The following is a 25,712-nucleotide window of genomic DNA, read 5'->3' as shown; positions in this document are numbered from 1 at the left end:
CCAAGGAGTTTGGCGACAAGAGATGGCACGCATCGTGATGAAGTTCGGCGGCACGTCGATGGCCGGGATCGAGCGCATCCGGAGCGTCGCCGCGCGCGTCAAACGCGAGGTCGAGGCGGGCAACCAGGTCGCGGTGGTCGTTTCGGCGATGGCGGGCGAGACCGACCGGCTGGTCGGCTTCTGCCGCGAGGCGTCGTCGCTTTACGATCCGCGCGAATATGACGTCGTCGTCGCGGCGGGCGAACAGATCACCAGCGGGCTGCTCGCGATCGCCTTGCAGGCGGCGGGGGTGCCGGCGCGCTCGTGGCTCGGCTGGCAATTGCCGATCCGCACCGACGACGCGCATGCCAAGGCGCGGATCGGCACGATCGAGGTCGACGCGCTCAACGCCAGCATGGCGGCGGGCGAGGTCGCGGTGATCCCCGGCTTCCAGGGCATGGCGGAGGATGGGCGGGTCACCACGCTCGGCCGCGGCGGCTCTGACACGTCGGCGGTGGCGGTGGCGGCGGCGATGAAGGCGGACCGCTGCGACATCTACACCGATGTCGACGGCGTCTACACCACCGACCCGCGTATCGTGCCGCGCGCGCGCAAGCTCAACAAGGTGACGTACGAGGAGATGCTGGAACTCGCCAGCGTCGGCGCGAAGGTGTTGCAGACCCGTTCGGTCGGCCTCGCGATGAAGGAACAGGTCCGCGTCCAGGTGCTCTCGTCCTTCACCGGACCCGAGGCGCCGATGGCGGACACATTGCCCGGCACGATGATCGTGGGCGAAGAGGAGATCGACGACGTGGAACGCCAGCTCATCACGGGCATCGCCCATGACAAGAACGAGGCGAAGATCACGCTGACCAGCGTTCCCGACCAGCCGGGCGCGGTGTCGGCGATCTTCGAGCCGCTCGCCGCGGCGAACATCAACGTCGACATGATCATCCAGAATATCGCGCACAACCACGGCTCGACCGACGTCACCTTCACCGTGCCGTCCGCCGACCTCGCGCGCAGCCTGGAGGCGCTCAACCAGGCGCGCGAGGCGATCGGTTTCGCCGAGCTGGTCCACGACACCCGCGTCGCCAAGGTCTCGGTGGTCGGCGTCGGCATGCGCAGCCATGCCGGCGTCGCCAGCACGATGTTCACCACGCTCGGCAAGCGCGGCATCAACATCCAGGCGATCTCGACCAGCGAGATCAAGGTGAGCGTGCTGATCCACGAGGACGAGACCGAACTCGCCGTGCGCATGCTGCACACCGCCTACGGCCTCGACGCCGCCGACGCCGCATAATCCCTCTCCCGCTTGCGGGCGGGGTTGGGGGAGGGCATGGCGTGTCCATGACTCTTTCCCCAGCAGATACCGGCACGCAGGCCCTCTCCCAACCCCTCCTGCAGGTGGGAGGGGAGCGACTGCAACGCCGCATGGCGCGCGGCGCCGCCTTCCTCGGCGCGGAGGTGGCGATCATGGCGGGCGCCATGTCGTGGGTGTCGGAGCGCAACCTCGTCTCGGCGATGTCGAACGCCGGCGGGTTCGGCGTGATCGCCTGCGGCGCGATGACCCCCGCATTGCTCGATGCCGAGATCGCCGCGACCAAGGCGCTGACCGACAAGCCGTTCGGCGTCAATCTCATCACCATGCATCCAGCGCTGTTCGACCTGATCGCGGTCTGCACCAGGCATGGCGTCGGGCATGTCGTGCTCGCCGGCGGCCTGCCGCCCAAGGGCTCGCTCGAGGCGATCAAGGCGGGCGGCGCCAAGGTGATCTGCTTCGCGCCGACGCTGGCGCTCGCCAAGAAGCTGATCCGCTCGGGCGTCGACGCGCTGGTGATCGAGGGGATGGAGGCGGGCGGCCATATCGGCCCCGTCTCGACCAGCGTGCTCGCGCAGGAGATGCTGCCCGAGATCGCCGGATCGGTGCCGGTGTTCGTCGCCGGCGGCATTGGCCGCGGCGAGGCGATCGCCGGTTACCTCGACATGGGGGCGGCGGGCGTCCAGCTCGGCACGCGCTTCGTCTGCGCGACCGAATCGATCGCCCACCCCAATTTCAAGAAGGCGTTCATCCGCGCCTCGGCCCGCGACGCGGTGGCGAGCGTCCAGCTCGACCCGCGCCTGCCGGTGATCCCGGTGCGTGCCTTGAAGAACGCCGGCGGCGAATTGTTCACCGCCAAGCAGCGCGAAGTCGCCGCGAGCCTCGACGAGGGCGCGGTGGCGATGGGCGAGGCGCAATTGCAGATCGAACATTATTGGGCGGGCGCGCTGCGCCGCGCGGTGATCGACGGCGATGTCGAGCACGGCTCGGTGATGGCCGGCCAGTCGGTCGGCATGGTGACCAAGGAGGAGCCGATCGCCGACATCATCGGCGCGCTCGTCGCCGAAGCGGCGGCGGCGCTGGACAAGCGGGCGGGGTGATGCGTTCATTCCTCCCCCGCCAGGGGGAGGTGGCAGGCCGAAGGCCTGACGGAGGGGGAGGATACGGTCAGTTCGGCGTATGCCGAAACGCCCCCTCCACCACCGGCCTCCGGCCGGCGGTCCCCCTTCCCCGCTAAAGCGAGGGAGGATTTGTTCGTCGCTTACTTCGCGTTAACCATTTCCTTTCAGAGTCGGACCGGCCGGGGGGCAGGGAAGGACGATCTGGTCATGCGCCGTACCATAGCTCTTACTGGCGTCGGGCTGGCGCTGCTCGCCGGTTGCGCGATCAAGCCCAAGATGGTGGCGGTCGCGCCGCCGCCGGTGCCGCAGACGCCCGCCCCCGCCCCGCTCGCGATGCCGAAGGGGGCCTATGTCGGCATGCAGATCCCGGCGTTGATGAGCGACGGGCGCTATGCCACGCCGAATCGCAACCTGTCCGCCGACGGCGCGGTCTGGCATCTGCGCGCCGCGCTCAACGTCGCCGCGCTCGCCTGTCGGGGACCCGACGAAACGGCGATCATCGCCGGCTACAACGCGTTGATCGCGCGGCAGAAGACGACGCTCAGCACGGCGCAGACCCGGCTCACCGCCGAATATAAGGCGGCCGGCGGCGACTGGCAGGACCGCTACGACGACCAGATGACGCGGCTCTACAATTTCTTCTCGCAGAGCCAGGCGCGCGACGCCTTCTGCAACGCCGCCGCGGCGACGCTCGCCGACAGCGCGACGGTGACCGCCGCCGACCTGCCCGCCTTCGCCGCCGGGCGGCTGGCCGTGCTGGAGAAGCCGTTCACCGACTTCTACGCCGCCTATGACGCGTGGCGGGCGCAGCGCGCCGCCGCCAGTCGCATGGCGATGGCCGCCGTCACCCCGCCGCCGCGGACGCTGGTGGTGCAGGCGGTCCCCGCCGCCGCACCGCCGCCGCGCCCGCGACTGGAACTCGACCCCAGCGTCTTCGCCGAGACCGGCGCCGCCGTCACCCACTGAGACCATCGACAGGGTTCCCCCGGCGCCGCGGTTCGGTTAACGCCCGCCGGGATGAAGGACGAGGACCAGCCGCAGGCAGGACGCTTCTTGGGAGCCGAGCACCGCTTTCCGGTGCGCGTCTATTTCGAGGACACCGATCTGTCCGGCGTCGTCTATCACGCCAATTACCTGCGCTATATGGAGCGGGCGCGGTCCGACATGCTGCGCGTCGCCGGTATCGACCAGCGCGGCGCGCATGAGGCGGGCGAGGGCGCCTATGCCGTCGCCGATCTCGCCATCCGCTATCGTGCGCCGGCGCGGCTCGACGATGCCTTGCTCGTCATCAGCCGCGTGATCGCGGTGCGCGCCGCCAGCGTCGTCATTCATCACACAGTCAGGCGCGGTTCGCTTGTCTTGGCGGAGGCCGAGGTCACGGTGGCGCTGGTCGCGCCATCGGGGCGGCCGAAGCGTCAACCGGCCGCCTGGACGGACATCTACCAAAGCCTGATCTGGCAGGGGACCAATTCATGAATCCGGTGTTCAACATGGATGCGGCGACGCTCTCGCCCGTCGCGCTCTTCCTCCAGGCCGACCTCGTGGTGAAGTTCGTGATGGCCGGGCTGCTGCTCGCCAGCATCTGGACCTGGGCGCTGATCATCGCCTTCTGGCGGCGGCTCGGCCGCATCCGCAAGGGCATGGCCGGGTTCGAGCGCGACTTCTGGAAGGCGGAGGATATCGACGCCTTCTACAAGGCGGAGGCGGACAAGGATCTGCCCTCGGCGCGGGTGTTCGTGGCGGGCGTGAAGGAATGGCGCCGCTCCACCGCGGGCGGCTCGATCGACAAGAGCGGCACGCGCGAGCGGCTCGCGACCGCGATGGGCGCGGCGGCGGCGCTGGAGATCGACACCATTTCGGACCGGCTCAACATCCTCGCGACGATCGGGTCGGTGGCGCCGTTCGTCGGCCTGTTCGGCACCGTCTGGGGCATCATGCGCAGCTTCACGGGAATCGCGCAGGCGCAGAATTCGAGCCTTGCGGTGGTCGCGCCGGGTATCGCCGAGGCGCTGTTCGCCACCGCGATCGGCCTGTTCGCAGCGATCCCCGCGGTGATCGCCTACAACCGCTTCAGCCATGGCGTGAACCGGATCGAGGCGGCGCTCAACCGCTTCGCCGACGGCTTCCACACCACGCTGTCGCGCCAGCTGGACAGCGGCCGGTGAGCGGGGCGACCAACCCGATCCTTCCTCGCTTTAGCGGGGGAGGGATCACGATATGAGCATGAACCTTCCCTCGAACCGCGGGCGTGGCCGGCGCGCGCCGGTGGCCGATATCAACGTCACGCCGCTGGTCGACGTGATGCTGGTGCTGCTGATCATCTTCATGGTCACCGCGCCGCTGCTCACCGCGGGCGTGCCGGTCAACCTGCCGGACAGCCGCGCCAAGGCGCTCGACCAGGACCAGAAGCCGGTGCAGCTCTCGCTCGACGCGAGCGGCAAGCTGTTCCTCGACGATGAGGAGATCGGCGAGGCGGCGCTGCCGCAGCGGCTCGAACAGATCGCCGCGGTGCAGGCCGGCGGCGAACCGCCGCAGATCTTCCTGCGCGCCGATCGTGCGCTCGATTACGGGCGGGTGATGCGCGTGATGGGCGAACTCAACCGCGCCGGGCTCAACCGCGTCTCGCTGCTGACGGTCGAAGGCGCTGGCGCAGGCGGCAGCACCCGCTGATGGATCGCGCGGAGAAGATCGGACTGGGCGTAGCGGTCGTCGGGCATATCGTGCTCTTCGGCCTGCTGTCGGTCGGCTTTCTCGCGACGCCCAATCCGCAGAAGCTCCAGCAGACCCCGATGGAGGTCAGCCTGGTCAAGGACGTCGCTCTCGAAGCGACCGCACCGCAGGCGGTGACGCCGCCCGCGCAGTCGGTCGCGCCCGAGGAGGGCGAGCCGGAAGACGCCGCGCCGCCGCCCGAGCCGGCCGCCGAACCGGCGCCCGAACCCGAGCCCGCTCCACCGGCGCCGCAGCCCAAGCCGGCACCACCGAAGCCGACCCCGCCCAAGCCGGCGCCGCCGAAACCCGCGCCTGCGCCCGCGCCCAAGCCGGCACCGGTCAAGCCGCAGCCCAGGCCCAAGCCGGCGGCCGAGGCCCCGGCCAAGCCGTCGCCCAAGCCTGCGCCCGCCAAACAGCCGGCCAAGCCCGCCCCCGCCGCCCCGGCCAAGACCGCCAGCAAGGCGCCGTCCGCGCCGGCGAAGAGCGCGGCCAAGCCTTCGAGCGCATCCAAGCCCGCCGCGGCCAAGGGATCGGGCAGCAGCGAGACCGCGAAGACCGCCAAGCCGCGCGGCTCGCGGCTGGGATCGGACTTCCTCGCCGGACTGACCAGCGATCCGTCGCCGAGCAAGTCGACCGCGCCGCGCGCCGCCAAGATCGACGGCCGCGCGATGGCATCGATCGTCCAGGCGATCGCGCGCCAGATCCAGCCGTGCGCCGACCGGCAGGTCAATCCGGGGCCGGGCGCCAACGAGATCGTTACGACGCTCAACCTACGCCTCAACGAGGACGGTACGCTCGCGGCGACGCCGCGGATGGTCCGCCAGTCGGGCGTCACCGACGAGAACGAGCGCTACAAGCAGCGCGTCGTCGATCTCGGCGTGGCAGCCTTCAAGGGCTGTTCGCCGCTCAAGCTGCCGCCCGAATATTATTCGACGCCGTCGGGCGGCTGGAACAACATCAACTTCCAGTGGAAGCTGCAGTGATGGCCATTCCCGTCCGTGCCGAGCCCGTCGAAGCGGCGGCGCGTCACCGGAGCGGCCCTCTCGTGGCACGCGCCCTTCGACAGGCTCAGGGCGGACGGAGTTTGCGGATCGCTACCGCCCCCCCTCCACCCGTCACCCCGGACTCGTTCCGGGGTCCACCTGGCCGCGGGGGATCGCGCTCGGCTCTGACCTCGCTCCTCGCCGCGGAGTGGACCCCGGAACAAGTCCGGGGTGACGGGACGTTTGTGGTAAGCGGCATACGTCTCAATGCGGCAATCGCTCGCGAAAAGGGTTTGAGGTCATGATCCGGTCGTTGCTCATCGCGCTCAGCGTCACCACCGCGCTTCCGGCGCTCGCGCAGGAAGCGCCCGCGCCCGCGCCGCAGCAGCAGCCGGCGCCCCCCGCCGGACAGGAGGCGGCGCCGCTCGAAGTGTCGGTCACCGGCGGCGTCTCCGCCCCGATGCCGATCGCGATTCCGGCGATGCCGACCGCGCAGGTCGTCCCGACGCCGGCGGGGTCGACCGACGTGCTCGGTCGCCAGATGGCGGAGATCATCGCCAACGACCTCAAGAATTCGGGCCTGTTCACGCCGCTCGGCGCGGGTCAGCTGCGCCCCGTGGGCTTCCAGGAGGTCAACGCCCCTGCCTTCGACTATTGGGGCGGGACGGGTGCGCAGGCGCTGGTGCAGGGCTTCGTCCGCGCCACCGGCGACGGCAATCTGACGATCGGCTGCTATCTCTACGACGTCTCGTCCAAGGTCGAGCTGACCCGGTCGGGCTTCGTCGTCTCGCCGTCCGACTGGCGTCGCGCCGGGCACAAATGCGCCGACATGGTCTATGCGCGGCTCACCGGCGAAGGCCCCTATTTCGACAGCCGCGTCGTCTACGTCTCGGAAACCGGGCCGAAGGGCAAGCGCGTCAAACGACTCGCGATCATGGATCAGGACGGCGCCAATCACCGCTTCCTGACCAACGGCCAGTCGATCGTGCTGACCCCGCGCTTCGCGCCCAACCAGCAGTCGATCGTGTACATGAGCTACGAGAACGACAAGCCGTCGATCTACGTCTACGATCTCGGCTCGGGCCGGCCGCGCCGCGTCGTGCAGAATGCCGCACTGACCTTCGCGCCGCGCTTCTCGCCGGACGGGCGCTGGATCCTGTTCTCGATGGCGCAGGGCGGCAATACCGACATCTATCGCGTCTCGGCGCAGGGCGGCACGCCGCAGCGGCTGACCAGCTCGCCCGGCATCGACACCGGCGGCAGCTATTCGCCCGACGGGTCGCGCATCGTCTTCGAGAGCGACCGTTCCGGCGGCCAGCAGATCTATGTGATGAACGCCGACGGATCGAACCAGCAGCGGATCAGCTTCGGCGGCGGCCGCTATGCGACGCCGGTGTGGAGCCCGCGCGGCGACCTGATCGCCTTCACCAAATTGGGCGGCGCCTTCCGCATCGGCACGATGTCGCCGTCGGGTGGCGGTGAGAAGATCCTCACCGGCGGGCAGGACGAGGGGCCGAGCTGGTCGCCGAACGGCCGCGTCATCACCTTCTATCGCAGCGGCCAGGGCAGCGGCGGCAAGGCCGACCTGTGGATGGTCGACCTGACCGGACAGGTCGAACGCAGGATCCCGACGCCGCTCGACGGGTCGGACCCGGCCTGGGGGCCGTTGCGGCCGTAACGCGACAGCGGGTTTCGGGGGCGAAATAAGCTTACTCACGGGAGATACGACGATGGCCAGACTGACGACCACCCTGCTGACCGCAGCCGCGCTCGCCTCGCTGGGCGCCTGCGCGCACAAGCCCAAGCAGCTGCCGCCGCCGCCGGTCGACACCAGCGGCGCCGGCAATGCGCTGCCGCCCGCCACCGGCAACGCCGATGGCGCGGTCACGCCCGGGTCGGACGCCGACTTCCGCCGTTCGGTCAGCTCGAACACGATCCTGTTCGGCCTCGACCAGAGCGACATCGATTCGGAAGCGCGCGCGATCCTCGACAGCCAGGCGACGTGGCTGCAGCGCTTCCCGCAGGTGCGCGCGACGATCGAAGGCCATGCCGACGAGCGCGGCACGCGCGAATACAATCTCGCGCTCGGCGATCGTCGCGCGAATGCGGCGAAGAACTATCTCGTCGCCAAGGGGATCGACCCGTCGCGCCTGACGACGATCAGCTACGGCAAGGAACGCCCGGTCGCGCTGGGGTCGGACGAGGCGAGCTGGGCGCAGAACCGTCGCTCGGTCACGGTGGTGCTCAACTAGGATTGTCGGCCGTCCCCCGGCGTTTGTGCGCCGGGGGCCTGCGCCTTGCTATGATGGACCTGTCACGGGTTACGGAGGCAGGCGTGCAATCATGGGCTGAAACACCGAGCATCCTGCGGCGGTCAGCGTCGCTGGGGCTCCTCATCGCATCGGGTTGGCTGCTGACCGGCTGCGATCCGGTGCCGGCAGAGCGGGACGTGCCGGGCGCCAACGCCAACCTCTCGCCCGGCGAAGACGCGCAGGCGGACGGCGCGCGCGCCGGGGCCGGGCCATCGCCGTCGCGATCCGCCGATGCGCTGCCGAGCGAGGTGGCGGTCTTCATCAAGCGGCGCGACTCATGCGACCAACTGCGCGGCGAAGACGCCGCCGACGAAGCGCACGCAGCGGATTTCGCCCGCAAGCTCGACGATTCCTGCGCCGGAACCGATGCGCAACTGGCCGACCTGCGTGAACATCATGCGAACAATCCCGCGGTCATGGCCGCGCTCGCCCACTATGACGCGGATGTCGAATGAGCGGTCGGGCCCCCCGCCCGAGGGCGCCGGACGGCCGGGTCAGCCCAGCGCCTGATCGAGTAGCTTCGCCAGCCGCAGGCCGCCGCGCTCCACCTCGAGCCGTGCGACCGGCACGATCCGCTCGATCGTCGCCTCGTCCAGCGTGACCTTGGCGGGGGAGGGGGCGCAGGGATCGCCCCGCAAGGCGCTCGCATAGACCACGTCGTGCGCGACTTGCCATGATTCGCGGCTCCAGTCGGTCACCGTGCCGGCGGCGATGCGCCGCTTCTCGGCGGCCGGATAGCGCCGCACCAGCGACGGGCCGCTGGTGATCGCGCGTTCGGCGAGCGTGCCGTCCCAGACCGAATGCAGGTTGAAGCGCTTCGGGCCGTAGCTGCCATAAGCGGCGGCGACGTCGTTGCCGCCCTTGTCGTTCTTCTCGCCGGCGTGGAGCGGCTGGTGCAGATCGCCGACGAAATGGATCAGGAACACCAGCGCCTGCGCGCGCTCCTTCGCGGATGCGCGCCGGTTCTTGAGGATCGCGACGTCGCGGGTGATCTGCGCCGAGACGCAATTGCCGTCCTTGCATGCCTCTTCGAGCGTGAACGGCTGGCAGATGTTCACGTCCTGAAAGTGCCAGCTATACGCATAGCCGAAGCGCGACTTGCCATCCGGCCCCTTGAGCGGCTTGACGCAATCGGCCCAGGTGCTCGCGCCCTCGATCGTCGTGGCGGGGCATTCGGGGGTGTCGAGCCGCGGCGTCTCGGCGAGCAGCTTGCGGATCGCCACCTGCGTGCGCGGGGCGACATTGGCATAAGCAATCCTGGCGATCGTCTGATGCCCGAACTCCCAATAGGCCGAGGCCGGCGCGGCGAACCCGAATGCCGGCAGCGCGGCGACGACGAAGCGGAGGATTTTCATGGCGCTAGGCCATAGCGGCTCGCCGCCGCCTCTCCAACGAAAAGCCCGTCATTCGTCGCCGTAGATCGCCACCTCGCGCACGCCCGCGGCGGTGGCGCGGGCGCGGTACATGCCCGGCGTGGTGAAGCTCCACACCGCCTCGCCGCCGGGCGCGGTGACGATAACGCCGCCGGTGCCGCCGAGCGCGCGGACCTCCGCCATCACCGCGTCGGCGGCAACCTGCGGGCTCTCGCCGGACAGGCGGATGCGCGCGCCGATTTCGTGGCCGACGCCGACGCGGATGAAGAATTCGCCCGAGCCGGTGCACGAGATTGCGGCAGACCGGTCGTCCGCATAGGTGCCCGCGCCGATCAGCGGCGAATCGCCGATCCGGCCCCAGCGCTTGCCGGTCACGCCGCCGGTCGAGGTCGCGGCGGCGAGGTGACCCGCCGCGTCGCGCGCCACCGCGCCAACGGTGCCGTATTTCATGTCGATGTCGAAGGCATCGGCGTTGCGGGCGAGCAGTTCGTCGAGCTGGCGGCGGCGTTCGGCGGTGGCGAACCACGCCGGATCTTCCGCCGCGATGCCCTGTTCGCGCGCGAAGCGTTCCGCGCCCTCGCCGCTGAGCAGCACGTGCGGGCTCGCCTCCATCACCCGGCGCGCGAGGCCGACCGGCTAGCGTGTCGCGGTGAGGCCGGCGACCGATCCGGCGGCGCGGTCGCGGCCGTCCATGATCGCCGCGTCGAGCTCGATCGTCCCTTCGCGGGTGTAGGCGGCGCCGCGGCCGGCGTTGAAATGCGGGTCTTCCTCCAGCACGCGCACCGCCGCCTCGACCGCGTCGAGCGCGCTGCCGCCGCCGGCGAGGATCGCGCTGCCGGTGTCGAGCGCCAGCGTCAGCGCGGCGCGGACGCCGCGGTCCTGCGCCTCGGTCAGCCGGTGTCGCTCGATCGAGCCGGCGCCGCCGTGGAGGACGAGCGACCAGAGGGGCGTATCGGTCATGATGCAGCCTTGTGCTGGGGATGGGGAAGCGGGCGCAGCCCGATCAACGGCCGCAGCGGCGTGATCCGCCGCCCGACCAGATAGAAACCGAGGCAGCCGAGGATCGTCGCCGCGACCAGCAGCACGAACTCGACGCCACCGGACAGGCCCGCCGGCATCAGCCAGTACGCGACGACGACGATGATCGTCTGATGGACGAGGTAGAAGGGGAAGACCGCCTCGGTCAGCAGCGGGCGCCAACGCGCGTCGCGGTTCCAGTGGCGTTCGGCGAAGCCGATCAGCGCGACGATCGTCCCCCATTGCTGCACCGCATGCGCGCCGCCGTAGATCGGGTAGAGCCAGCGCGGCGCGTCGCCGTGCAGTCCCAGTTCGACCGCGAGGATGAAGCCATAGCCGAGCACCCCCATCGCCGCGCCGACCCAGCGCCAGCGCACGCAGGCGGCGAGCACCGGCGCGGACGCCGCCAGCGCGAAGCCGAACAGGAAGGCGGGCAGATAGATGAGGTGCGCCATCGCATCGTCGAACGGGTTCTGCGTCTCATAGCCCATCGGGAACCACCAGCCGTGGATGCAGATCAGCCAGGCGGTCGGCACGACGAGCAGCGCCGGTCCGGCGAACAGCCGGTCGAACAGCGCCTGGGCGCGCCGCCAGCGGACCAGCGGCACCAGCAGCGCGAGCACGACGGTGTAGAGCCACAGGTACAGCACGAACCAGAGGTGGTTCACCGCGGGCAGCACGATCCCGCCGAGCGTCGCGAAGCGGAAGTAATCGCGGCTCCAGAAGGTGAGGAAGCCGCCGGCATAGCCATGCTGCGTGACGAGCTCGACCCAGGATTGCGGCGGCACCACCACGGCCACGCCGAAGGCGAGCGGCACCAGCAGCCGCGCGGTGCGCTGGCGCAGGAAGCCGCCGGTGCCCGCCGCACGGGTGAGCAGCGCGCGACTCGCATAGCCCGAGACGACGAAGAGCAGGCTCAGTCGCCAGGCGTTGACCGCCAGCATCGGCAGCACCGCCCAGGCGGCACCGTGCGTGCTCTTGGCGTGGAATCCCCAGGGCACGAACACCATGCCGACATGATAGACGATGAGGATCGCGAAGGCGGCGACGCGCAGCCAGTCGAGGCCATAATGGCGGGGGATCGGGGGGCGCGACATCGTTAACCGCGACACGCCCTACACCAGCGCCTTTGAACCGCAACCCGGCTGCTGTATATGACGGGTATGTCCTTACGTCCGTGGCGCGATATCATCCGCCGTCCGAGCCGCCAGATCATGGTCGGCAACGTTCCCGTGGGTGGCGACGCCCCGGTCACCGTGCAGACGATGACCAATACGCCGACGCCCGATATCCGCGCGACGATCGATCAGATCCGCCGCTGCGAGGAGGCGGGCGTCGACATCATCCGCGTCTCGTGCCCCGACGTCGAATCGACCGCGGCGCTGAAGCAGATCGTGCGCGGGTCGAACGTGCCGATCGTCGCCGACATCCATTTCCACTACAAGCGCGCGCTGGAAGCGGCGGATGCGGGCGCGGCCTGCCTGCGGATCAACCCGGGCAATATCGGCTCGTCGGACCGCGTCGCCGAGGTGGTCCGCGCCGCCAAGGCCAATGGCTGTTCGATCCGCATCGGCGTCAACGGCGGCAGCCTCGAGAAGGACCTGCTCGAAAAATATGGCGAGCCGTGCCCCGATGCCTTGGTCGAATCGGCGCTCGATCATATCAAGCTGCTCCAGGATCACGACTTCCACGAATATAAGGTGGCGGTGAAGGCGTCCGACCTGTTCCTCGCGGTCGCCGCCTACCAGCAGCTCGCCGAGGCGGTGGATTGCCCGCTGCATCTTGGCATCACCGAGGCCGGTGGCTTCGTCGGCGGCACGGTCAAATCGTCGATCGGCATCGGCAGCCTGCTCTGGTACGGGATCGGCGACACGATCCGCGTCTCGCTGTCCGCCGAACCGGAGGACGAGGTGCGCGTCGGGTTCGAGATCCTGAAGGCGCTCGGCATCCGCAACCGCGGCGTGCGCGTGGTGAGCTGCCCGAGCTGCGCGCGGCAGGGCTTCGACGTGATCCGCACGGTGCAGGCACTGGAGGAACGGCTCCAGCATATCCGCACGCCGATGAGCCTGTCGGTGCTCGGCTGCGTCGTCAACGGCCCCGGCGAGGCGCGCGAGACCGATATCGGCATCACCGGCGGCGGCAACGGCAAGCATATGGTCTATCTGTCGGGCGTCACCGACCACCATGTCCAGGACGAGGGGATGATCGACCATATCGTCCGGCTGGTCGAGGCGAAGGCGGCGGAGATCGAGGCGGCGGACGCCGCCGCGCAGCCGGTACCGGCCGTGGCGGCGGAATAGATATCGTGGTACGTGGCCGAATTGATCGCCGATCGCCGTGAGGAAGCGCGCCTCGATGCCGCCGAGGAGGAGGCTTGGCTGGCGCGCCAGCCGTAACGGTCATCGATGCTTCGGCCGTCCTTGCCCTTGTCTTCGAGAAGCCTGGTTGTGCGGTGATTCTCGCCTCCTGCCGCGGGGCATTGTTGAGCGCGGTCAACCTTGATGAAGGTCTTCACAAGGTCGCGCGCCGGGGGCTCGATCCCGTGGCGATCGATGCCGGTCAGGCGCGCGTCTGCGCTGCTCTGCATCCGCGGCTGCATGGTACCGATACGTCCGTTGCCGATCGCGCCTGTCTTTCGCCGGCGCTCGCGACGGGATGCGCGGTGCTGACCGGCGACACGGATTGGGTCAGGCTGGGCCTCGACATCGACGTTCGCCCGATCCGATGAGGCACGAGACGCCGCCGCTCGCGGCCTTCCTCGTCGCGGCGATCGGGATCGCCGTCTATTCGGCGATGGATACCGTCATGAAGGGGCTGTCGATCGCCAGCGGCGCCTATGCCGCGGTACTGTGGCGCTCGCTGGCCGGCGTGGCGCTGCTCGCGCCGATCTTCGTTGCGCGGCGGCTGCCCTGGCCGGGTGGCAGGGCGCTGCGACTGCATCTTGCGCGCGGGTCGGCCGGCGGCGCGTCGGTGCTGCTGTTCTTCTGGGGGCTGGCGCGGGTGCCGATGGCGCAGGGGGTGGCGCTGACCTTCCTCGCGCCGCTGATCGCGCTGTTCCTCGCCGGGCTGACGCTGGGCGAGCGCATCCGCCGCGCGGCGATCGGCGGGTCGCTCGTCGCCAGTGTGGGCGTGCTGATCATCGCCGCCGGGCAGGTGCAGGCGCATGCCTCAGAGACGGTGGTGATGGGCAGCGTCGCGATCCTCGTCGCCTCGGTGATCTATGCGGTCAGCCTGATCCTGCTCCGCCAGCAGGCGCAGGCGGCCGACCCGCTCGAAGTGGCGCTGTTCACCAGCATCGTGCTCAGCGGCCTGCTGCTGCTCGCCGCGCCGTGGTTCGGCGTCGTGCCCTCGGCGGCGCAATGGCCGGCGGTGCTGCTCGCGGCGGCGCTCGGCTCGGTGTCGGCGGTGGCGCTCGCCTGGGCCTATGCCCGCGCCGAGGCGCAGGTGCTCGCGCCGACCGAATACACCGCCTTCGTCTGGTCGGCCCTGTTCGGCTGGCTGGTCTTCGCCGAGCGCGTGTCGCCCTATACGGTCGCCGGTGCGCTGTTCATCATCGCCGGCTGCCTGGTCGCGGTGCGCAAGCCCGCGCCGGGGCCGCAAACGGAAGCCGCCCTATGATCCGCCCCGCCACCCCCGCCGACGTGCCCGTTATCCTGCGCTTCGTCCGCGATCTTGCCGCGTTCGAGCGCGAACCCGATGCCGTGGAGGCGACCGAATTGATGCTGCACGACGCCTTGTTCGGCGACCGGCCCGCGGCGGAGGCGGTGATCGCCGAGGACGGGACCGGGCCGCTCGGCTTCGCCCTGTTCTTCCACAATTTTTCCACATGGGCCGGGCGGCGCGGCATCTACCTGGAGGATCTGTACGTGACGCCGGAGGCACGCGGGCGCGGCGTCGGCGGCGCGCTGCTGCGCCATATCGCGGCGCTGGCGGTGGCGCGCGGCTGCGCGCGGTTCGAATGGTCGGTGCTCGACTGGAATGCCGATGCCATCGCCTTCTACCGCCGGATGGGCGCGGTGGGGATGGACGAATGGACCGTGCAGCGGCTCAGCGGCGACGCGCTGCGGCGGCTGGCGGAAAGCGGAGGCTGACGCAAGGCGCGCTGACTCCTGCCGCCGTGCCGGTCGACACCGCCCAGCCTCGCTTCGGGCAAGGCGGGTGGCCGTCCCGAGGGGCAAGAGGGGGGCGCGACCACCGGTCGCGCCCTTATCCTTCAGCTGCGGCCGGGGACGTCGTGGTTATGCGGCTCTTCGCCCTGCGCCTTGGCGGCGTCGTAGCGTTCGATCGCCTCCAGCGTGATGCGGCGCGCTTCGTCGCGGTCGCCCCAGGTGCCGACGCGCACCCACTTCTTCTTCTCGAGGTCCTTATAGTGCGTGAAGAAGTGCTCGATCTGCTCGAACACGATCTCCGGCACGTCGGCGCGGCCGCCGACGTTGGAATAATAAGGGAAGACCTCGTCGACGGGAACGCAGACGAGCTTTTCGTCGCCGCCGGCCTCGTCCTCGAGATTGAGCACCGCGATCGGACGGGCGCGCACGACGCAGCCCGGGATGAACGGCGAGCGGGCGATCACCAGCGCGTCGAGCGGGTCGCCGTCGGGCGACAGCGTGTGCGGCACGAAGCCGTAATTGGCCGGATAGCGCATCGGCGTGTGGAGGATGCGGTCGACGAACAGCGCGCCAGACGCCTTGTCGAATTCGTACTTCACCGGCTCGCCGCCGGTCGGCACCTCGATGATGACGTTGAGGTCGTCGGGCGGGTTCTTGCCGACCGGGATCAGATCAATACGCATGCATGTCCTTCACAGTTCTTCGCCTGCTGTCCGTCAGCGCGGCGCCAACAGTCTGTCGAGGCCGCTTTCGCCGGTGCCGGTCTTCTGCAGGCGCGGATACCGCGGGCCGCCGTGATAGTCGATGGCGACTTCACGGTAACGTGGCCCATTCTTGAGCAGTAAGCGGATCGGTTGCTTCGATGTCTGGGCATTGACGATCGCCGCTTTCATCGCATCGCCACTATAGGCGGTGTCGTTCACCGCCTGGATCACCGTGCCGACATCGATCCCCGCCTTGAACGCGGGCGAGTCCCAGATCACCTGTGCGACCTCGCCGTCCTTGGCGATCGACAGGCCGACCGAATAAGTGACGTTGATCGTGCCGCTCTTTTCGGCGTTGGTGAAATAGCTGGTCGGCTCGGGGCCGTAGACGAGCTTGTAGCCGTTCATCGCGAAGCCGTTGACCGGCGCGGGCTGGCCGGTCTCGGTGATCCGCTTGCGCAGGAAGCCGGCCCAGTCATAGGGCTGGATCGCGTTGAGCGTCGCGGCGACATCCTCGAACCGGTAGGTCAGCTCGCCCCAGTCGCCATCGCGCACGCCGAAGAAGGCGCGGGCGAAATCGTCGATCGACTTGGTGCCGCCCGACTGCTGGCGGAGCATCGCGTCGACCTCCATCCAGACCATCAGGCCCTCGTTGTAATAATCCTCCGAGCGCTGCCAGCTGGTCCAGCCCTTGGGCCGGCGGGCGGAGATCACCGGGTCGTTGGTCGTATCGACCAGATTGCGCCACTGGCGCGCCGGCGCGAGATCGTAGTTGCCGGCGATGCCGGCATAAGCGTCGAGCGTGTCCTGCTTGCTGACCAGGCCCGAGCGGGCCTGCAGCACATAGCCCCAGAATTGCGTCTGCCCCTCATAGACCCAGAGCAGCGAGCCGCGCATCGGCGTACGGTAATCGGGGGTCCACAGGTCGGCGCCGCGGCGGAACTTGCCGTCCCAGCTGTGGGTGAATTCATGCGGCAGCAGGTTGCGCGCGGCGACGTTGCTGTCCCATTCGGTGAAATAGGTCGGCCGCGACCCGTTTTCCGAGCTGCGGTGATGTTCGAGGCCGATGCCGCCGAGCTGGTCGGACAGCGACAGCAGGAATTCATAGCGATCGTAATGCTGCGCGCCGAAGGTCTTCACCGCCTGTTCGACGAGCCGCTTGTGCGCGTCGATCTGTTCGGGCTTGGCGGCGAGCAGCTCGGGCGAATCGGCGAAGACGTTGAGGTTGACCCGGTCGCTGAGCGGCCAAACCTTGCCGTAGCGGCCGGCGAGCATCGGCGAATCGACCAGCACCTCGTAATTGGTCTTGTCATAGGTGTAGGTCGACCCGGCCACCTTGGCGGGCACGGCGCCGGCGGCGGTCCAGCCGGTCGGGAACTTCACCGTCATCTGGATCGGGATCTGGCGGGTGAAATAGCCGGCCGGATAGAGGCTGACCGAATTGGGCTGCAGGCTGATCAGATTGGGGGTGACCGCGACGCGGCCCTGGTCGGGCTTGGTCGCCGACAGGAACTGGAAGTCGACATCGAGAGTGCGCACGCTGGCGGGCACGTCGATGTGGAAGGCGAAGACGTCGACGGGGTCGCGCGTCCACGGCAGGATGCGGCCGTTGCCGCGGATCACCAGCCCGGCCAGCTTCTCGATCTCGCCGCGCGGCGAATGCGCGCCGGGCAGCCATTTGGGGAACAGCAGCGCCATCGCGCCCGATTTCGCGACCGGGATCGTTTCCTTGACCCGGAAGATGCCGCGCTCGGTGTCGGTCGCGTCGACGTCGACCTTGAGCGTGCCCGGATAGGGAACGTCGCGCGGCGCGGGGATCGTATCGACGAAGGGCACCGGCTGCGGCGCGCTGTTGCCGGCGGGCACCTGCGCCAGGGCAGGCGCGGCGGCGGACAGGAAGAGGGACGCGACGACGAGCTTGCGGATCATGGAGGGCTTTCGCGGAAGAGTGTTGCGGCAAGGTGTAAGCGGGCGAAAGGTCACCCGTCCAGTCCTTTGCCGTGCGCCCGTTCGGCAGCGCCGCAACGCCCGCCGCCGCCTAGCCGCCGCCCAGCACGTTGATCGTGAACGCCAGCACGCCGAGGTTGAAGACGAAGGCGGCGAGGCAATGGCCGAGCACGACGCGGCGCAGGCGGCGCGAGGTGATCGACACGTCGGAGGTCTGGAAGGTCATCCCCAGCGTCGCGCTGAAATAGAGGAAGTCCCAGTAATCGGGCTCGGAGCACGCCGGGAATTCGAGCCCGCCGGCATCGCCCGGATCGCCGTCGCCGTCGGGCAGGTAGAAGAGATGCGCGTAATGCAGCGCATAGACCATGTTGGAGAACAGCCAGGCGAGCACCAGGGTCGTGACGACCAGCGCGATCGCCAGCGCGTCGTTGCGCCCCTTCAGCTCGCCGGCCACGGCGACCAGGATCACCACCATCGTCGCCGCGGTGATCGCGAGCAGCAGCGCGCGATTGGCGTCATTGTCGCGCGCCGACTGCCGCATCCGCACCGCCTCGCCGTGACGAAACAGGCTGGCGACCGAGGCGAGGAACAGGATCGCCGCAATATCGAACGCCGCCATCGCGCCGCGCGTCGCGCCGATCCGCGGGATCAGCCCTGCCAGCCCCGCCGCGAACACCACGGCGAACAGCGCGAATCGCGGCGGGGCGATGCGGCTGCCGATGCCCCAGAAGCGTTGCGGATCGGTCATGCAGGGGTGCTAGCGCTCGGGAGCCGGCTCGCCTAGATAGCGCCCGCATATGGCCCGTATCGAAACGCCGCGCCGGGTGCGCGGAACCCAGGACATCTTCGGCGACGACCAGCGCCGCTTCGCCCATGTGCTCGCGGCGTTCGAGCGCGTGCGGCGGCTCTATTGCTTCGGCCGGGTCGATCTGCCCGTCTTCGAGGCGACCGAGGTGTTCGCACGCTCGATCGGCGAGACGACCGACGTGGTGTCGAAGGAGATGTACACCTTCCCCGACCGCGGCGGCGATTCGCTGACGCTGCGCCCGGAGTTCACCGCGGGGATCGCGCGCGCCTTCCTGACCGAGGGATGGCAGCAATATGCGCCGCTCAAGATCACGACGAGCGGCGCGGTGTTCCGCTACGAACGCCCGCAGAAGGGCCGTTACCGCCAGTTCCACCAGATCGACGCCGAAATCCTCGGCGCGGCCGAGCCGGCGGCCGACGTCGAACTGCTGGTGATGGCCGACCAGTTACTGCGCGAGCTCGGCATTGCTGACGGCGTGACGTTGCAGCTCAATACCTTGGGCGATGCCGAGACGCGCGAGGCGTGGCGCGCCGGACTGGTCGCGCATTTCGAGGCGCATCGCGGGGAATTGTCCGAGGACAGCCTGACCCGGCTCGAGAAGAACCCGATGCGCATCCTCGATTCGAAGGACCCGCGTGACCGGCCGATCGCCGATGCGGCACCGGACATCGACGCCTATCTGACGGAGGGCGCGCGCGCCTTTTTCGATAGTGTGACCGCGGGGCTGGATGCGGCGGGCGTGGCGTGGACGCGCAACGCGCGGCTGGTGCGCGGGCTCGATTATTACCGCCACACCGCGTTCGAATTCGTCACCGATCGGCTCGGGGCGCAGGGGACGGTGCTCGCCGGCGGGCGCTATGACGGGCTGGTCGAGAGCCTCGGCGGCGCGCCGACCGCCGGCGTCGGCTGGGCGGCGGGGGTCGAGCGGCTGGCGATGCTGCTCGACGAACCGGCGGCGCCGACGATCGACGCGGTGGTCGTGCCGATGGGCGCGGCGGCCGAGGCGCGTGCGCTCGGCCTCGTCGCCGAGCTGCGCCGCGGCGGCATCGCCGTCGACATGGCGTACAAGGGCAAGATGAAGCAGCGGCTTGCCAAGGCGGATGCGCTGGGTGCGCGTTACGCGCTGATCCTTGGCGACGACGAACTGGCGGCCGGGGTCGCAACGGTGAAGACGCTCGCCAGCGGCGAGCAGCGGCAGGTCGCCTTCGCCGATCTCGCCGAGGCGCTGCGATGAGGGCGGTGTCCTTCCTCTCCGCGCCGGGGAGGATCGTACGATGACCACCATCTCCCCCGAGCGGATCGCGCAGATCGAGGCGCGGCGCGACGAGTTGCAGGCGCTGATGGCGACCGGCGACCTGTCGTCCGACCGGTTCGTCGCGGTGTCGAAGGAATATGCCGAGCTCGAACCCGTCGCACAGGCGGCGGGCGAGGTGCGCCGGCTGCGCCAGGAGGCCGACAGCCTCGCCTATATGGCCGAGGATACCGGCGACGAGGAGCTGCGGCTGATGGCGGCCGAGGAGCTGCGCGACAATCGCGTCGCGCTCGATGCCGCCGACCGCCGGCTGGCGCTCGCCTTGCTGCCGCGCGACGCTGCCGACGAACGCGCCGCGATGCTCGAGATCCGCGCCGGCACCGGCGGCGACGAGGCGGCGCTGTTCGCTGGCGACCTGTTCCGCATGTACCAGCGCTATGCCGAGCGGCAGGGCTGGCGTGTCGAGATGATCAGCGGCTCGACCTCGGATGCGGGCGGGTTCAAGGAGGTCGTCGCCTCCGTCACCGGGTCGGGCGTGTTCGCCAAGCTGAAGTTCGAGGCCGGGGTTCACCGCGTCCAGCGCGTGCCCGCGACCGAGGCGGGCGGCCGCATCCACACCTCGGCAGCGACGGTCGCCGTGCTGCCCGAGGCGGAGGATGTCGACGTGCGCATCGACGACAAGGACCTGCGCATCGACGTCTATCGCTCGTCGGGTCCCGGTGGCCAGTCGGTCAACACCACCGACAGCGCGGTGCGCATCACCCATCTGCCCACCGGGCTCGTCGTCATCCAGCAGGATGAGAAGTCGCAGCACAAGAACAAGGCCAAGGCCCTGAAGGTGTTGCGCACGCGGCTCTACGAGGCGGAGCGCGAGCGGCTTGCGAGCGAGCGGTCCGGCACGCGGCGCGCGATGGTGGGTTCCGGCGACCGGTCGGAGCGGATCCGGACGTACAATTTCCCGCAGGGGCGGGTGACCGATCATCGCATCAACCTGACGCTGCACCGTCTGCCCGAAATCCTCGAAGGCGAGATGGACGAGCTGATCGGCGCATTGATCGCGCAGGACGAGGCGGAGCGGCTGGCATCGCTCGACGGGTGAGGCGGGCGGGGCGCGGCCACGCGGTGCCGGTCCCGCGGGGGCGGGGGGGCGGGCGTTGCGGCTCGGCGGCGCGTTCTGGTCCGCAGGCGCGTGTTGGGTCAGCGCGGTCGCGGAATGGGGATCGCGATCCGCGTGGCGTATCGTCGTCAGTCTTGCGCAGGCGGGAATCCATGGAGCCGATGTCGGCGGCGTGGACACGTGCCATCGGCCGCCCGCAACCATGGGTCCCGGCGTCCGCCGGGATGACGAAGGGGGGGCGGTGATAGCATGACCAGTCCCGATCCTGACCCCGCCCGCGCGATGCGCACTGCGCTAAGCGACGCGGCCGCGCAGTTTACCTTTTCGGCCACCGCGCGGCTCGATGCCGAGCTGCTGATGGCGCATGCGCTCGGCATCGAGCGCAACCAGCTGCTGCTCGACATGGCGCGGGCGGTGCCGTCCGGCTTTGCCGAGCTCGTCGCGCGCCGCGCGGCGCACGAGCCGGTCGCTTATATCACCGGCACGCGCGGCTTCTGGACGATCGACCTTGCGGTGGGGCCCGGCGCGCTCGTCCCGCGGCCGGACAGCGAGGCGCTGCTGATCGCCGCCGCTGCGCATTTCGCTCCCGAGGCGCCGACGACGATCCTCGATCTCGGCACCGGTCCCGGCACGTTGCTGCTCGCCGCGCTCGACGAATGGCCGCGCGCGCAGGGCCTCGGCGTCGACCGGTCCGCCGATGCGTTGCGCTACGCCCGCGACAATGCCGCCCGGCTCGGCATGGCCGGGCGCGCGCGGTTTGCGCGAGGCGATTGGGCGGCGGCGATCGCGGCGCGCTTCGATCTGGTGCTCGCCAATCCGCCCTATATCGGCACCGGTGAAAGTCTTCCCGACGAGGTCCGCGCCCACGAGCCGGCGACGGCGCTGTTCGCGGGCGCCGACGGGCTCGACGATTATCGCGTCCTCGCCGGGCAGTTGCCCCGGCTCATCACGCCAAGCGGTTGTGCTGCGGTGGAAATCGGTCACACGCAGGCGGCGGCGGTCGCCGCCTTGTTCGCCGAACAGGGGCTGACGATCGCGGTTCACCACGATCTCGGCGGGCGCGATCGCTGTCTGCTCGTCCGTCCCGCGCGGCGGGGTTGAAAGAAGCGTGTCGCGCCCTCATATTTCGCTTGTAGGACCTGCCTTGCGCCAGCTATTGGTCGGGCCGGGGCACGCACCATCAGCATTGGCAGGTTGATCGTCAGGCGGTGACCCGCATCCTTCGTCATGACGCCACTGGATACCGGTGGCCATGGCAGGCTCGAGCGTCGCTTCTGGCACGCGGCGACCCGGAAGGGCGCTTTGTTTGACCGGCGGATGCCGGGTCGGGCAGGTCGATGCGGGATTGGCCGCGATCGACCGGATTGGTTTTCCAGGGACCATTTATACTCTGATCATGGGACAGTAGCTTGATCAACAATCGGCAGCAAAACGGCCGTCGTCGCGGTCGTGGCGGTAACAATGGTGGCAATAACGGTCCCCGTCAGGGTGGCCAGGGTCGGCCCGACAACGGCAATCGTATCGACAGCCGCGCGCGCGGCAACGCGAACCAGTTGTTCGAGAAGTACAAGAATCTCGCCAGCGAGGCGCAACGCCAGGGCGACCGGGTCAACACCGAATATTACCTCCAGTTCGCGGATCATTATTTCCGCGTGATCGCCGACCAGCGCGGCCGGTTCGAGGACAACAGCCAGCCCAAGCGCCAGCAGCCGTTCGATCTCAACGACGACGACGATTACGGCGACGAGGGTGAGCCGATCCGCGCCGGCGAGCAGGACGGCGGCGAGCCGCAGCGCGAGCAGCAGGGTCAGGCGCGCGGCGACCAGCAGCGCGACGACCGCGGCAACCGTGACGAGCGCCCGCAGCGCCGCGATCGCCAGGACGGCGAGCAGCGCCAGTCGCGCCAGTGGGACGATCGCGGCCAGCGCGACGGCAACCGCGACGATCGCCCCCAGCGCGAAGAGCGCGCCGCGCGTGAGGATCGCCCGCAGCAGCAGCGCGAGGATCGCCCCCAGCGTGAGGATCGCGTCCGTCGCCCGCGCTTCGAGGCCGAAGCGCCGGTCGAAGTCGCCGGCCAGCGCCGCGCTGACCCGCTCGCCGAGGGCGAGAACCTGCAGGACCGGACCGAAGCGGTGCTCGAGGCGGATTCGCCCGTGCTCGCGCCGCGCCCGCGTCGCGGTCGTCCGCGTCGTGACGCGCAGGTCGAGGCCGCGCCCGAGGCTGCCGCGACTCCGGTGCCTGCGCCGGCTCCGGTTGCCGAGGCGTCCGAGGGTAACGGCGTCGATGCCGACCGGCTGCCGCCGTCGCTCAACATCGCTGCCGCCAACGATGCCGAGGACGAGGCGCCCAAGCCGCGTCGCCGTCGCGTGCGCACCCCGGCGGCGGACGTTCCCGCCGCCGAATAAGCGCCCGGCGCTGACCTGACGGCCAGGCCGGTTTCGCGAGGAGCCGGCCTTCGTCGTTTCGGGCTGCTGCGACGGGCTTTGCCAAGTCACGGTAAACGTGGTCTCATCCTGCACAACCGGCGCCGCATCGTACGGAGTCGGACCAGGAGAGGCATGTATGACGATCGCGGCAATCCTGCGCGACAAGGGGGGCGACGTGACCTCGCTGCCGCCCGACGCCACCTTGGGGCAGGCGGTGGCGCTGCTCGCCGAGCGCCGGATCGGCGCGGTGCCGGTGATCGACGCTGGCCAGGTCGTCGGCATCGTCTCCGAACGCGATGTCGTCTATTCGCTCGCCGCGCACGGGGTGGCGGCGCTCGATCGCGCGCTGGCTTCGGTGATGACGCAGCCGGTGCAGCAGGTGTCGCCCGACGAGCCGGTGATCGGCGCGCTCTCGCTGATGACGCGGCGGCGCATCCGCCATCTGCCGGTGGTCGCGGGCGACCGGCTGGTCGGCTTCGTCTCGATTGGCGATCTCGTCAAATATCGCATCGACCGGATCGAGGCGGAGGCCGCGGCGATGCGCGACTATATCCAGCGCGGCTGATCAGGCGGGCAGCGGCTGCTTGCGGACCATCGCGACCAGCTCGTGCAGCGTCGCGCGGGCAAACAGCAGCAGCCAGCCGCCGTAAGTGGCGCCACCGACGAGGACGAGCGTCGCCAGCCGCGCCGCCGGCGGCAATGCCGGCAGCAGCTGGTCGACGATCATCACCACCCCCGCCATCACGGTCGCGGCGAGCGTCGGCGGCGCCACCGCCGCGACGATGGCGCGGCTGTCCACCCCGATCACCGGCAGCGACCGCCAGCTGCTCACCAGCAGGTAGACGGGGTAGGCGGCGAGCCAGCTCCAGGCGAGACCGAGCGGCCCCCAATGTACGCCGACCAGGAAGGCGAGGCCGAGCAGCAGCGCCCCGACCGCGCCGTTGCGTGCGCCGATCCCCGGCCGGCCGCGCGCGTTGCAAGCGGGGGCGTAGAGCACCTGCAAGGTCATGAACGGCATCGCCAGTGCGATCAGCCGCACGACGGGCACGACCTCCGCCCATTTGGCGTCGAGCATGGTCAGCACCAGCGGCTCGGCGGTGGTCGCGAGGCCGAAGTAGAAGGGCATCGCCAGCACCATGATCATCCGCACCGTGCGCACGAACCCGCGCGCGATCGCGCCTTCGTCATGCTGGATTCGCGCATAGGCGCTGAACGCCACCTCGTTGAGCGGCGGCACGAATTTCGCCACGAAGATCTGCGCGAGGAACAGCGCGGTGGTATAGATGCCCAGCTGGTGCGCATCGAACCAGCGCCCGCCGACGAACACGTCGACCTGGCTTTGCAGGAACCAGAAGAACTGCCCCGCCGCCATGATCCCGCCATAGCGGGCGAGATGACCGGCGCCGCGGAAGTCGAAGCTCGGCCACATCAGCGACCGTGCGCCCCAGGTGAGCATGATCGCGCGCACCGCATACATCGCGATCGGCGCCCAGACGAGCGTCCACACTCCCCATCCGGCGAGCGCCCCGCCCAGGGCCGTCGCCGCGCCGGCCAGCGAAGCGGCGAGATTCGCTGTCGCCTGCCGGCGGAACTCCATCGCCCGGCTGAGCAGCGCATAGGGCAGGACGGTAAAGGGCGTGAACAGGTAGATCAGCGTCTGCACGCGCAGCAGCGCCGCCACCTCCGGCTGCCGGTAATAGGATGCGGCGAACGGCGCGAGCCACCATTGCGCGAGGGCGAGTACGCCGTTGAGGACAATCAGCATCCCGAACAATTGGCGTACCTGCCGCGGCGTCACGTCGTCGCGCTGGATCAACCCGCTCGCCAGCCCATAGCCGTTGAGCATGTTGAGAAAGACGAGGATCACCCCGGTCATCGCATAGAGACCGTAGTCGCGCGGATCGAGGATGCGGATCACCAGGAAGGTCGCCGCCCATTGCACCAGCTGCGCGCCGATCTGGCTGCCCGAGCGCCAGATCACCGCACGCCGCACCTGATTCCCGAACGATTCGGGCGATTCGTCGCGAAGCGGGGGAGTGGCTGGCATGGCATGCGCGTAAGACCGTGGTCTTCACATCCCGTAAAGCCCCGCAAAACCGCCGTTTGACGATTTGTGACAGGAAAAATGCAAAAAGCATTTGACGGCCCGGAACACCCCGCCTAGAGGGACGTCACCGCAGCGACGGGCCATACGGTTCGCCTCTGCAGTCACCGAAAATCAGGCGCTGGTGTCGCTCTCCCAAAAAGAGGGTTGGACGAGGCGCCGGTATTTTTGTCGGCTCTTTGACATTGTTAGTTAGATGAAGGGACATGTGGGCGGCGGCTCCGGTCTGCGACGTTTCAAGGCGTCGTGTGGTCGGTAAAAGCTATAGCTCGCTCTATATGTCCTTCACGTATCCATACGTAATGGGCTGCCATTGGGGTTTCGACCTTGGTGGTGGTCTGAAGTAATGTGCAGAGCGGGTCCTTGAGATGGATTGCCTGACGTCGGTTATTCCGCTGGCGCCGGGTGGTTACATAAACTTGAGAGTTTG

Annotated in this window: 26 protein-coding genes and 1 pseudogene; 19 read left to right on the top strand and 8 right to left on the bottom strand. The window is 69.3% G+C overall.

All coding sequences use genetic code 11. The annotated features are described in order from the left end of the window. Window positions 1–22: 22 nt before the first annotated feature. The 10 genes from HD841_RS00130 (at window position 23) to HD841_RS00085 (ending at window position 8,880) form a co-directional block, all read left to right on the top strand. Complete coding sequence (locus HD841_RS00130; RefSeq protein ID WP_179506883.1) at window positions 23–1,282, top strand: aspartate kinase; 1,260 nt, start codon at window positions 23–25, stop codon at window positions 1,280–1,282. A 131-nt stretch (window positions 1,283–1,413) separates the two neighbouring features. Then, the gene (locus HD841_RS00125) at window positions 1,414–2,400 is read left to right on the top strand and encodes an NAD(P)H-dependent flavin oxidoreductase (protein WP_179506882.1); all 987 of its coding nucleotides are present in this window, start codon (window positions 1,414–1,416) and stop codon (window positions 2,398–2,400) included. A 228-nt stretch (window positions 2,401–2,628) separates the two neighbouring features. Next, window positions 2,629–3,387, top strand: a complete 759-nt coding sequence (locus tag HD841_RS00120; protein WP_179506881.1) for a hypothetical protein — start codon at window positions 2,629–2,631, stop codon at window positions 3,385–3,387. Window positions 3,388–3,438: 51 nt separating this feature from the next. Continuing rightward, window positions 3,439–3,897 (top strand): YbgC/FadM family acyl-CoA thioesterase, encoded by a 459-nt coding sequence (locus HD841_RS00115; RefSeq protein ID WP_179506880.1) that lies wholly within the window; start codon window positions 3,439–3,441, stop codon window positions 3,895–3,897. Then, window positions 3,894–4,586, top strand: a complete 693-nt coding sequence (gene tolQ / locus HD841_RS00110; RefSeq protein ID WP_179506879.1) for a protein TolQ — start codon at window positions 3,894–3,896, stop codon at window positions 4,584–4,586. Before HD841_RS00115 ends, tolQ begins: the two co-directional genes overlap by 4 nt. A gap of 52 nt (window positions 4,587–4,638) precedes the next feature. Then, complete coding sequence (gene tolR, locus HD841_RS00105) at window positions 4,639–5,091, top strand: protein TolR (RefSeq protein WP_179506878.1); 453 nt, start codon at window positions 4,639–4,641, stop codon at window positions 5,089–5,091. Continuing rightward, entirely contained in the window at window positions 5,091–6,113 is a 1,023-nt protein-coding gene (locus HD841_RS00100) for a cell envelope biogenesis protein TolA (protein WP_179506877.1), read from the top strand. Before tolR ends, HD841_RS00100 begins: the two co-directional genes overlap by 1 nt. 301 nt (window positions 6,114–6,414) lie before the next feature. Then, entirely contained in the window at window positions 6,415–7,791 is a 1,377-nt protein-coding gene (gene tolB, locus HD841_RS00095; protein WP_179506876.1) for a Tol-Pal system beta propeller repeat protein TolB, read from the top strand. A 52-nt stretch (window positions 7,792–7,843) separates the two neighbouring features. Continuing rightward, window positions 7,844–8,365, top strand: coding sequence for a peptidoglycan-associated lipoprotein Pal (pal, locus tag HD841_RS00090; RefSeq protein WP_179506875.1), 522 nt, complete (start codon window positions 7,844–7,846; stop codon window positions 8,363–8,365). A 50-nt stretch (window positions 8,366–8,415) separates the two neighbouring features. After that, window positions 8,416–8,880 (top strand): hypothetical protein, encoded by a 465-nt coding sequence (locus HD841_RS00085; RefSeq protein WP_179506874.1) that lies wholly within the window; start codon window positions 8,416–8,418, stop codon window positions 8,878–8,880. Between the two features lie 39 nt (window positions 8,881–8,919). On the opposite strand, the gene HD841_RS00080 is transcribed toward HD841_RS00085, so the two are convergent. From HD841_RS00080 to HD841_RS00070, 3 genes and pseudogenes are all read right to left on the bottom strand, one after another. Beyond that, on the bottom strand, window positions 8,920–9,780 hold the full coding sequence (locus HD841_RS00080; protein ID WP_179506873.1) for a S1/P1 nuclease: 861 nt from the start codon (window positions 9,778–9,780) through the stop codon (window positions 8,920–8,922). A 48-nt stretch (window positions 9,781–9,828) separates the two neighbouring features. Beyond that, a pseudogene (locus tag HD841_RS00075) lies at window positions 9,829–10,758 on the bottom strand (isoaspartyl peptidase/L-asparaginase family protein). Further along, window positions 10,755–11,912 (bottom strand): acyltransferase family protein, encoded by a 1,158-nt coding sequence (locus tag HD841_RS00070; RefSeq protein WP_179506872.1) that lies wholly within the window; start codon window positions 11,910–11,912, stop codon window positions 10,755–10,757. The pseudogene HD841_RS00075 and the gene HD841_RS00070 overlap by 4 nt, the downstream one beginning before the upstream one ends. A gap of 66 nt (window positions 11,913–11,978) precedes the next feature. On the opposite strand from HD841_RS00070, the gene ispG reads away from it, so the two are divergent. From ispG to HD841_RS00050, 4 genes are all read left to right on the top strand, one after another. Beyond that, entirely contained in the window at window positions 11,979–13,115 is a 1,137-nt protein-coding gene (ispG, locus tag HD841_RS00065) for a flavodoxin-dependent (E)-4-hydroxy-3-methylbut-2-enyl-diphosphate synthase (protein ID WP_179506871.1), read from the top strand. A gap of 74 nt (window positions 13,116–13,189) precedes the next feature. Beyond that, window positions 13,190–13,543, top strand: coding sequence for a twitching motility protein PilT (locus HD841_RS00060; protein WP_179506870.1), 354 nt, complete (start codon window positions 13,190–13,192; stop codon window positions 13,541–13,543). Then, window positions 13,540–14,433: a DMT family transporter gene (locus HD841_RS00055; RefSeq protein WP_179506869.1), complete on the top strand. Its 894-nt coding sequence runs from the start codon at window positions 13,540–13,542 to the stop codon at window positions 14,431–14,433. The genes HD841_RS00060 and HD841_RS00055 overlap by 4 nt, the downstream gene beginning before the upstream one ends. Further along, complete coding sequence (locus HD841_RS00050) at window positions 14,430–14,906, top strand: GNAT family N-acetyltransferase (RefSeq protein WP_179506868.1); 477 nt, start codon at window positions 14,430–14,432, stop codon at window positions 14,904–14,906. Before HD841_RS00055 ends, HD841_RS00050 begins: the two co-directional genes overlap by 4 nt. Before the next feature lie 122 nt (window positions 14,907–15,028). Here HD841_RS00050 and ppa read toward each other — a convergent pair whose 3' ends face one another. The 3 genes from ppa to HD841_RS00035 form a co-directional block, all read right to left on the bottom strand. Beyond that, window positions 15,029–15,607, bottom strand: coding sequence for an inorganic diphosphatase (ppa, locus tag HD841_RS00045; RefSeq protein WP_179506867.1), 579 nt, complete (start codon window positions 15,605–15,607; stop codon window positions 15,029–15,031). A 33-nt stretch (window positions 15,608–15,640) separates the two neighbouring features. Then, window positions 15,641–17,557, bottom strand: a complete 1,917-nt coding sequence (locus tag HD841_RS00040; RefSeq protein WP_179506866.1) for a M61 family metallopeptidase — start codon at window positions 17,555–17,557, stop codon at window positions 15,641–15,643. 109 nt (window positions 17,558–17,666) lie between these two features. Next, window positions 17,667–18,323 (bottom strand): DUF1345 domain-containing protein, encoded by a 657-nt coding sequence (locus HD841_RS00035; RefSeq protein ID WP_179506865.1) that lies wholly within the window; start codon window positions 18,321–18,323, stop codon window positions 17,667–17,669. Window positions 18,324–18,372: 49 nt separating this feature from the next. On the opposite strand from HD841_RS00035, the gene hisS reads away from it, so the two are divergent. The 5 genes from hisS (at window position 18,373) to HD841_RS00010 (ending at window position 23,743) form a co-directional block, all read left to right on the top strand. Beyond that, window positions 18,373–19,617, top strand: a complete 1,245-nt coding sequence (gene hisS / locus HD841_RS00030) for a histidine--tRNA ligase (protein WP_179506864.1) — start codon at window positions 18,373–18,375, stop codon at window positions 19,615–19,617. A gap of 40 nt (window positions 19,618–19,657) precedes the next feature. After that, window positions 19,658–20,734 carry a peptide chain release factor 1 gene (gene prfA / locus HD841_RS00025; RefSeq protein WP_179506863.1) on the top strand — a complete coding sequence of 359 codons (1,077 nt, stop codon included), beginning with the start codon at window positions 19,658–19,660 and terminating at the stop codon, window positions 20,732–20,734. 267 nt (window positions 20,735–21,001) lie between these two features. Beyond that, window positions 21,002–21,853, top strand: a complete 852-nt coding sequence (gene prmC / locus HD841_RS00020) for a peptide chain release factor N(5)-glutamine methyltransferase (protein WP_257015160.1) — start codon at window positions 21,002–21,004, stop codon at window positions 21,851–21,853. Between the two features lie 308 nt (window positions 21,854–22,161). Next, window positions 22,162–23,157, top strand: a complete 996-nt coding sequence (locus tag HD841_RS00015; RefSeq protein ID WP_179506862.1) for a DUF4167 domain-containing protein — start codon at window positions 22,162–22,164, stop codon at window positions 23,155–23,157. A 157-nt stretch (window positions 23,158–23,314) separates the two neighbouring features. After that, window positions 23,315–23,743, top strand: coding sequence for a CBS domain-containing protein (locus HD841_RS00010; RefSeq protein ID WP_179506861.1), 429 nt, complete (start codon window positions 23,315–23,317; stop codon window positions 23,741–23,743). On the opposite strand, the gene HD841_RS00005 is transcribed toward HD841_RS00010, so the two are convergent. Together HD841_RS00005 and HD841_RS20555 are read right to left on the bottom strand one after the other, a co-directional pair. Beyond that, a complete protein-coding gene (locus HD841_RS00005; RefSeq protein WP_179506860.1) occupies window positions 23,744–25,225 on the bottom strand; it encodes a lipopolysaccharide biosynthesis protein in 1,482 nt (493 codons plus the stop codon). Between the two features lie 293 nt (window positions 25,226–25,518). Further along, window positions 25,519–25,712: hypothetical protein (locus HD841_RS20555; protein WP_218845333.1), on the bottom strand; the 194-nt coding region annotated here is incomplete at its 5' end.

The organism is Sphingomonas melonis (assembly GCF_013409985.1).
Taxonomy (GTDB): Bacteria; Pseudomonadota; Alphaproteobacteria; order Sphingomonadales; family Sphingomonadaceae; genus Sphingomonas; species Sphingomonas melonis_A.
This window is presented reverse-complemented; position numbering and strand designations above follow the sequence as displayed.